Raw genomic sequence first — 7,346 nt, forward strand, 5'->3', positions numbered from 1 at the left:
ATTTATTATCAACCGTATTTATTATAGACCCGTTTTTTAGTAATGTATGAATATATCACCATGTTCATTTGTTGGTTTAAATAGTGTTATGACAAATGTGAAGAAAGCTATGATTGATGGAATAAAAGTCCAACAAAATAGTAAGCATAGTATCCCTTTAAAGTTTTTTCCAATGTAGAAATATTGAATTCCAAAATGTCCTAAAAAGAAAGTGATTAATAAGAATACCACTTTGTTAACATATCTACCAGGGATGTAGCCGCGGTTGTTTGTAGGATCGTAATAGTATTTAGTCATTAGTTGACCTCCATATGGATTATTTAAGGATAATAATACCATAAAATATTCTAGTATTCAATAGGGGATAGTCTGTGCAAAATGTAAATTAATCGTGTATAGACTTTATCTCTATGATAAATTAAAAGTACCTAGCTTTATAAATAAACTAGGTACATAAAAATTAACGTTTAGTTTTAAGGTTTTCTTTCCAATCTTGAAGACCATTTTTTAGCATATAAACGTTTGTATAACCATTCTTTTTAAGAGTTAAAGCAGCACGAGGAGCTAAAGTTCCGTTTTTATCACATAGATAAATAGGTTGATCTTTTCTTAAAGATGTATATAAGAAATTGAATTGAGAAGAAGGCATGTTACGAGCACCGTTAATGTGAGCGTATTTGAAATCTTCTTTTTCTCTAACGTCGATTAATTGAACTTTTCTAAGATCTTTTCTGAATTCTTCATAAGGAAGTTTCGTCACAGCGCCTTTTAATCTGAAGTAATTAAATAGTCCAACTGCTCCTAAAACAACCACTAAAACTATTGTTGATAGTAAAAATGATGACATAATGAACTCCTTTTTATTATAATATCTGTAAGTGAATTATATCATAATTTGAAAATTTGTTCAACATTGATTATAATTAGTATGAATGCTAAAAATATAAAATAAATTTATTGGAGAAAAAATGATAACATCAGCAAGTAATAAAAGAATTAAAGATATTCAAAAATTAAAAGATAATAAAAATATAAAAAAATACGGTAGATATTTAATAGAAGGAAAACACCTTGTAGAAGAAGCTTTAGATGCAAAAGTAGTAGTAGAAATTATTATTTCAGAAAGTTTTGATGAATATAATATTGTAGACTCTTTTGAAGGTGATTTAATAAAAGTCACAGACAGTGTTATGAAAAGTATATCTGATACAATAACTACGCAAGGTATTATAGCAGTATGTCGTATTGATAAAAAAGAATTAGATATTAACAATTATAGTAAAGTTCTAATCTTAGATAAAGTTCAAGATCCAGGAAACTTAGGAACAATTATCAGAACAGCAGATGCCTTCAATTTTGACTGCATTATTCTGGGCAAAGGAACGACAAGTTTATATGGTCAAAAAGTTATTCGAAGTACACAAGGTAGCAACTTTCATATAGATTGCTTTGATAATATAGATTTAGTTGAATTAATAGATGAAATGCACGAATTTAATATTTTCGCTACTAGTTTAAAAGCGGATAAGTATATAGAACAGCTAGACAATATTACAGGAAAAGTTGCGGTTGTTTTTGGTAATGAAGGTGCGGGAGTAAGTGAGGAAATATTATCAAAAGTAAATAATTTACTTAAAATCTCAATGCCTGGGCGTGCAGAGAGTTTAAATGTCTCTATAGCAGCAGGTATTGTAATGCACTATATTTCTACTAATTTAAAATAATAAATTTACTATTTTTTATAAGTGTGGTATTATGGTAAATGTGAAAATAAAGAGAGAGGTGAAATCTAATGTTAAAAATTATAGCAGTAGACAAAAAAGGAGATATCCTTACTGACGTTAGTTTAGAAAGACTTAAAGAGCAAGATATAGCGTGGTATTGGGTTGATTTTGATACTCCTACACGTAGTGAAATTAACTTGCTAACAACTTTCTTCAAGTTCCATGAACTTTTAATTGAAGACTGTTTAACGCTTTTACAAAGACCAAAAATTGAAATTTCAAGACAACAAATTTTCTTAGTATCTCATGTATTGAAAAATATAGATGATGACTACGAAACTTTAAATATGTTTGTTGGGAAAAATTATATTGTAACGTTCCACCTCTCACACATACGTTACGTAAATAAAATCGTTCCAAAAATATTACAACGTGGTGCAGAATATTCACCTTTACATGTTATGCACATGCTTGTATCAGAAATAGTAGAGGGATATATTCCTATTATTTCAAAAATCGAAAATCGTCTTGATGAAATTGAGGAAACTGATTCATATACTTCTGGAAGTAAGATTATGGATGAGGTATTTGATCTTCGAAGTGATCTGTTGAAACTTCGTCGTGGATTACTACCAATGCGTGAGCTTATTCATAGATTCTTAGTTTCACGTCGCGTAGAAATGACGGATAATGATAGAAAATATTTCCACGATATTTATGATGACCTTGTTCAACAAACTGAGATAATTGAAGCAAACCGTGAGTTAGCCAGTGATATCCGTGAAAACTTTATGACATATAACTCACTTAAATCTAACAATATCATGATGACACTTACCGTTATTTCTACTATTTTCTTACCATTAACCTTCATAGTAGGATGGTATGGTATGAACTTCAAATATATGCCAGAATTAGAATGGCAATATGGTTACTTCTTAGTTGTAGCTATAATGTTGGGAATTGCATTTGGTATGTTATGGTTCTTCAAGAAAAAAGGATGGCTTGATATGTTTAAATAACATTATCAAGTAGGTTGAAATAATGAATGTTTTTAAATTAATGATCTTATTTTTTATGATATTACTTGCGAATTTTTCAATGATACGAATAGATTTTGGAAAATTTTTCAAGAAAAATAGTACAAGAGAAATTAAGGTATTTGTGATTTTAGCTTCTTTTGCACTAGGATATATTGCATATATAACCATTATTACAATTTATGAATTATCTCAAACTATTGTGAGATAATTTATCAGAAAGGAAATTCTATGGATAAAGAATTAGAAAAAAATAAAAAAGAAACAAGAATTGAAAAGTCACGTGAAGATAAGCTACTAGCTTTTATCGGAGGGAAATTTATAATCTATATCCTTTTAATAGTTATTTTATTAGGTATAGCTATTTATCTTTATACAGAAATATCGTATATTTTTACACCGATAAATACGATAGTTTCAAGTATAATTACACCAATAATAGTCGCCTATGTATTTTATTACATGTTAAATCCATTGGTGAACTTATTCGAGAAGAGAATGTCTAGGTTTATTGCTAGTTTACTTGCTATCTTCGTTGGTATAATTACGATACTAATTGTAATTATAGGGGTAGTTCCTATTATTGTGGAGCAAACACAGAATTTAATAATTGCATTACCAAGATATATTGAGGTGGTTAAAGGATATTTGGAGACATATTCTGATAATGAATACGTGCAAGTAGTTGTGGAATATGTCAATAATAACCTTAATGTTTCTAAAATTAGTGAAAAACTAGTTAGCATAGCTACATCTATTGCACAAGGGGTAGTATCATCTATTTCTTCAACTGCTTCAGTTTTAGTTACTATGCCATTTGTGTTATTCTTCTTATTAAAAGATGCATCTCACTTTAACAAGTTTGTAATCAGTCTACTACCGAAAAAATTGAAACAACCTGTTGCTGAAACAATTGATGAAATTGATGGTAAAGTAGGATCTTATATCCAAGGACAGATGTTAGTTTCTTTATGTATAGGAGTAATGTTATTTATAGGTTATAACATTATAGGATTACATTATGCATTTTCATTAGCTACTATAGCTGCATTTTTAAGTATCGTACCTTACCTTGGGCCAGTTATTGCAATAACACCAGCTATGTTAGTTGCAGCTTCAACAAGTTGGATAATGGTACTTAAAATGTTAGTAGTATGGGGAATCGTGCAGTTTTTAGAAGGAAATATCATTTCTCCTAATATAATGGGAAGAAGCATGAATATGCATCCTCTTACAGTAATCTTTGTTATTCTTATCGGAGTGAATATTGCGGGAGTTGTTGGTGCAATTATAGGAATACCTGTTTATTCTATTTTAAAAGTATTAGTAGGAAAATTATTACTTTCAATAAGAGATAGATATAATAAATTCTATGGATAAAATTAAAGCTTTAGAGTATTTTACTCTAGGGCTTTTTTTGTGATTATTATATGTGGAAATTTATTAATTTTTATCGGGAAACCAAACAAGCTTTAACGAAAATTAGAATTTTAAACTTTTGTAAGTGTTTTTTGTCATATTACTTTATAAATTACTGCTTACATGCTATAATGATATAGTTAAATATAAGTAAGTTGAGGTTTGAGAATATGAGTATGATGAAAAAATTCAATAATCTTTTTGTTGGAGAAGAGGATTTTGAAGAAGAAGTAGTAGAAAAAAATGAAGTAAGGCAAGAACAACCTAAGCCAAGACCGGTGAAAAAGGAGAATCCAGTGGTAAGTAAACAAAACGTACAAAGTCAACCCGCAGGAAGAACTAATAATGTAATACTAACTGAACCATTAGTATTTGCGGATAGTAAAGATATCGTGGATGATATTAAACGCAATAAAGTAGTAATTATTAACTTAAGTAAGTTGGATATTGAGACTTCTGATAGACTTTTAGATTTTATTTCTGGAGGAATCTATGCATTAGGTGCTAGACTAAAAACTATTGGTGAAGATATTTATTTATGTGTTCCTAATGGTGTTGAAGTTTCAGGAGACTTTTACGAAGGAGAGTATTAATATTGTTAAATATAACAGAGTATTTTTGGGTATATAAATTCGTAAAATATTTATTTAATTTTTATGAATACAGTATGTTAGCGTATATTTTAACTTCATGGTTTCCTCAAATTAAAAATAATTTTATTGTAGAGTTTTTAGAGGCGATTTGTGAACCATATCTAAAAATTTTCAGAAAAATCATTCCACCATTTGGAATGTTAGATATATCACCAATAGCGGCTCTTGTAGTACTTAGTGTTATAGAAAACCTAATAATAATGTTATTGTTTAAGTTATCTTAATGCTATGAAGAAGTTAAATTTTTTACAACAAGCATCTGCTGAGCAAAGAGAAGCAGCAGAAAAATTACTGCAAAGTATTAGTTTTGTAGAAAATCGCAACACCGTTACAAAATTCTTAACGAATTTTGAACAAGTTGTTCTTAGTCAAATAGTAGCGTATAACTATAGTGATTTTAAAGTTGAATTTTTTGGCGGTTTTGATAATGCTGAAAGAAAAAAAGCTAAGATTATTTCTAATGAATATTATGATGTAGATTATGATATTGTTTGTTTAAAAGCAAAGTTTAATAATAAATTTAATAAAGTAGAACATAGAAATATTCTAGGAGCAGTTCACAATCTTGGAATTAATTTTAATAGATTTGGGGATATAATTGTTTTAGAAAATGAGATCTATATTTTTGTCGATGATGAAATTGCTGATTACATAGCAATGGAATTTACAAAAGCTGGAAGAGTAAATCTTGATTTTCAAAGAGTTGATCTCATAGAAGTAAAAATCGAAAAAAAATATGAAGATTTTGAAATAGTAAGTTCATCGTTTCGAATAGATTCTATAGTAGCTAAGATTACAAATAAATCTCGTAGTAAGGTAAAAGAATTTTTAGAACAAGATTTTATTAAACTAAATCATGTAATTCTAAGAAATGGAGAGAAGACTTGCACACCAGACGATATAATATCTATAAGAAAGTATGGTAGATATGTAGTTAAGGGCTACACACAGAATAAAAAAAGTTTAAAATATAGAATAACAATTTCAAAATTAGTATAAAAGTAGCTGGTAATTATAAGCCAGCTATTTTTTATTTATTTTTTTTCTAACTGTGAGCGTTTTTATTTTTATTATATAATTATTATGCTATACTCTATGGTATAAAACAAAATATATACAAATATGAGGTAGGTAAAATGAAAAAAATATTATTAACTATTTTTTCTTTTCTATTGGTATTTTCTTTAATTGGTTGTTCACAAAAAAGTACAACAAAAGAAGAAAAAGTGTTGAAATTAGGTGTAGTGCCTAGTAGTAATAGCGAAAAGCTAGTAGATGATCTGACGCCGTTTGCGAAAGCATTGGGTGATAAGTTAGGTATGAAAGTTGAAGTATTTACAGCAAGTAGCTATATAGGGGTTATAGAAGGAATAGGTAGTGGGAGTGTAGACTTCGGATTAGTTCCACCATTTTCTGCTGTCCTTTCTAATAAACAAAGTAATACAAAAAATCTCCTTGTAGGTAGAAGCACAAGTGGTAAACCTGGTTACTTTGCAGAAGTTTTTGTAAGAAAAGATTCTGATATAAAAAGTATTGCTGATTTAAAAGGTAAGAAAATTGCTTTTGTTGATCCATCTTCAGCTTCAGGTTATATTTACGCAGGGGCAATGCTAAAAGATGCTGGTATTGATTTAGAAAAGGATATTCAATACCAATTTAGTGGTGGACATGATAAAAGTTTACAATTATTACTAAATAAAGATGTAGATGCGGTAGCAAGCTATGAAAATGTAATAAGAAAATATACTAAAGAATTTCCTACATTAAAAGAAGATGTTAAAGTTATAGCTAAGAGTGAATTGATTCCAGGTGTAACAGTAGTAGCATCTAATAATCTTGATGAAGAAACTCAGAAAAAAGTAAAACAAGCTTTACTAGAAATCCAAAATGATAAAGAAACAATTCAAATTTTAACAAATTTATTTAGCATTACAGGATTTGAAGAACCAAATAATGATGCATATAAATCTATTGAAAAAATCTCTGAAAAAATGAACATTGACTTAAATAAAGTTAAATAAAAGGGATATTTTATATAGAGATTGGATATAAAAAAGTAACTATAAAATGCGAAAAAACAACGTTTATTAGGTAAATAATATTATAAAATTGAAAAAAATAAAAAAAGTTATACAAAAGTATTGACATTATGTTAATACTTTTGTATAATAAATATTGTTCGTTAGGAACACAAATATTTATCCACAGTAGCTCAGTTGGTAGTAGCATCTGACTGTTAATCAGAGGGTCGCAGGTTCGAGTCCTGCCTGTGGAGTTGGAGTAGTACTCAAGAGGCTGAAGAGGCGCCCCTGCTAAGGGTGTAGGTCGGGAAACCGGCGCGAGGGTTCAAATCCCTCCTGCTCCGTTTTTTTATTGGCCCGTTGGTCAAGTGGTTAAGACACCGCCCTTTCACGGCGGTAACACGGGTTCGAATCCCGTACGGGTCACCATTTGAAATAATACATTGAGAATAAGAGTTAGGTCCCGTGGTGTAGCGGTTATCACGCCTG

At 29.2% G+C, this 7,346-nt stretch carries 10 protein-coding genes and 3 tRNA genes; 11 read left to right on the forward strand and 2 right to left on the reverse strand.

The window, feature by feature from the left end; all coding sequences use genetic code 11:
* Window positions 1-36: 36 nt before the first annotated feature.
* Window positions 37-297, reverse strand: a complete 261-nt coding sequence (locus HMPREF3186_RS03055) for a TM2 domain-containing protein (protein ID WP_060913876.1) — start codon at window positions 295-297, stop codon at window positions 37-39.
* A 163-nt stretch (window positions 298-460) separates the two neighbouring features.
* On the reverse strand, window positions 461-847 hold the full coding sequence (locus HMPREF3186_RS03060; protein WP_003144835.1) for a rhodanese-like domain-containing protein: 387 nt from the start codon (window positions 845-847) through the stop codon (window positions 461-463).
* A 121-nt stretch (window positions 848-968) separates the two neighbouring features.
* Here HMPREF3186_RS03060 and HMPREF3186_RS03065 point away from each other — a divergent pair, with 121 nt between their 5' ends.
* From HMPREF3186_RS03065 to HMPREF3186_RS03115, 11 genes are all read left to right on the forward strand, one after another.
* Entirely contained in the window at window positions 969-1,724 is a 756-nt protein-coding gene (locus HMPREF3186_RS03065) for a TrmH family RNA methyltransferase (RefSeq protein ID WP_060913877.1), read from the forward strand.
* 68 nt (window positions 1,725-1,792) lie between these two features.
* Window positions 1,793-2,746: a magnesium/cobalt transporter CorA gene (gene corA, locus HMPREF3186_RS03070; RefSeq protein WP_060913878.1), complete on the forward strand. Its 954-nt coding sequence runs from the start codon at window positions 1,793-1,795 to the stop codon at window positions 2,744-2,746.
* Window positions 2,747-2,801: 55 nt separating this feature from the next.
* Window positions 2,802-2,975: a DUF1146 family protein gene (locus HMPREF3186_RS03075; protein ID WP_084812644.1), complete on the forward strand. Its 174-nt coding sequence runs from the start codon at window positions 2,802-2,804 to the stop codon at window positions 2,973-2,975.
* Window positions 2,976-2,995: 20 nt separating this feature from the next.
* Entirely contained in the window at window positions 2,996-4,144 is a 1,149-nt protein-coding gene (locus tag HMPREF3186_RS03080) for an AI-2E family transporter (RefSeq protein ID WP_060913880.1), read from the forward strand.
* Between the two features lie 209 nt (window positions 4,145-4,353).
* Window positions 4,354-4,776 carry a cell division protein SepF gene (locus tag HMPREF3186_RS03085; protein WP_060913881.1) on the forward strand — a complete coding sequence of 141 codons (423 nt, stop codon included), beginning with the start codon at window positions 4,354-4,356 and terminating at the stop codon, window positions 4,774-4,776.
* Between the two features lie 2 nt (window positions 4,777-4,778).
* Window positions 4,779-5,060: a YggT family protein gene (locus tag HMPREF3186_RS03090; protein WP_084812639.1), complete on the forward strand. Its 282-nt coding sequence runs from the start codon at window positions 4,779-4,781 to the stop codon at window positions 5,058-5,060.
* A gap of 4 nt (window positions 5,061-5,064) precedes the next feature.
* Entirely contained in the window at window positions 5,065-5,835 is a 771-nt protein-coding gene (locus tag HMPREF3186_RS03095) for a YlmH family RNA-binding protein (RefSeq protein WP_060913882.1), read from the forward strand.
* A gap of 137 nt (window positions 5,836-5,972) precedes the next feature.
* A complete protein-coding gene (locus tag HMPREF3186_RS03100) occupies window positions 5,973-6,857 on the forward strand; it encodes a phosphate/phosphite/phosphonate ABC transporter substrate-binding protein (protein WP_060913883.1) in 885 nt (294 codons plus the stop codon).
* 180 nt (window positions 6,858-7,037) lie between these two features.
* Window positions 7,038-7,111, forward strand: a tRNA-Asn gene (locus HMPREF3186_RS03105).
* A gap of 2 nt (window positions 7,112-7,113) precedes the next feature.
* Window positions 7,114-7,201 (forward strand) — tRNA-Ser (locus HMPREF3186_RS03110).
* 10 nt (window positions 7,202-7,211) lie between these two features.
* Window positions 7,212-7,286, forward strand: a tRNA-Glu gene (locus tag HMPREF3186_RS03115).
* Window positions 7,287-7,346: the final 60 nt, after the last annotated feature.

Origin of the sequence: Gemella haemolysans (assembly GCF_001553035.1) — a bacterium.
GTDB classification, from domain to species: domain Bacteria; phylum Bacillota; class Bacilli; order Staphylococcales; family Gemellaceae; genus Gemella; species Gemella haemolysans_B.

Bases quoted from the DNA above. Each gene is read 5' to 3' on its own strand.
- HMPREF3186_RS03055 (WP_060913876.1), bottom strand. From the start codon at position 297: ATGACTAAATACTATTACGATCCTACAAACAACCGCGGCTACATCCCT.
- HMPREF3186_RS03060 (WP_003144835.1), bottom strand. From the start codon at position 847: ATGTCATCATTTTTACTATCAACAATAGTTTTAGTGGTTGTTTTAGGA.
- HMPREF3186_RS03065 (WP_060913877.1), top strand. From the start codon at position 969: ATGATAACATCAGCAAGTAATAAAAGAATTAAAGATATTCAAAAATTA.
- corA (WP_060913878.1), top strand. From the start codon at position 1,793: ATGTTAAAAATTATAGCAGTAGACAAAAAAGGAGATATCCTTACTGAC.
- HMPREF3186_RS03075 (WP_084812644.1), top strand. From the start codon at position 2,802: ATGATATTACTTGCGAATTTTTCAATGATACGAATAGATTTTGGAAAA.
- HMPREF3186_RS03080 (WP_060913880.1), top strand. From the start codon at position 2,996: ATGGATAAAGAATTAGAAAAAAATAAAAAAGAAACAAGAATTGAAAAG.
- HMPREF3186_RS03085 (WP_060913881.1), top strand. From the start codon at position 4,354: ATGAGTATGATGAAAAAATTCAATAATCTTTTTGTTGGAGAAGAGGAT.
- HMPREF3186_RS03095 (WP_060913882.1), top strand. From the start codon at position 5,065: ATGAAGAAGTTAAATTTTTTACAACAAGCATCTGCTGAGCAAAGAGAA.
- HMPREF3186_RS03100 (WP_060913883.1), top strand. From the start codon at position 5,973: ATGAAAAAAATATTATTAACTATTTTTTCTTTTCTATTGGTATTTTCT.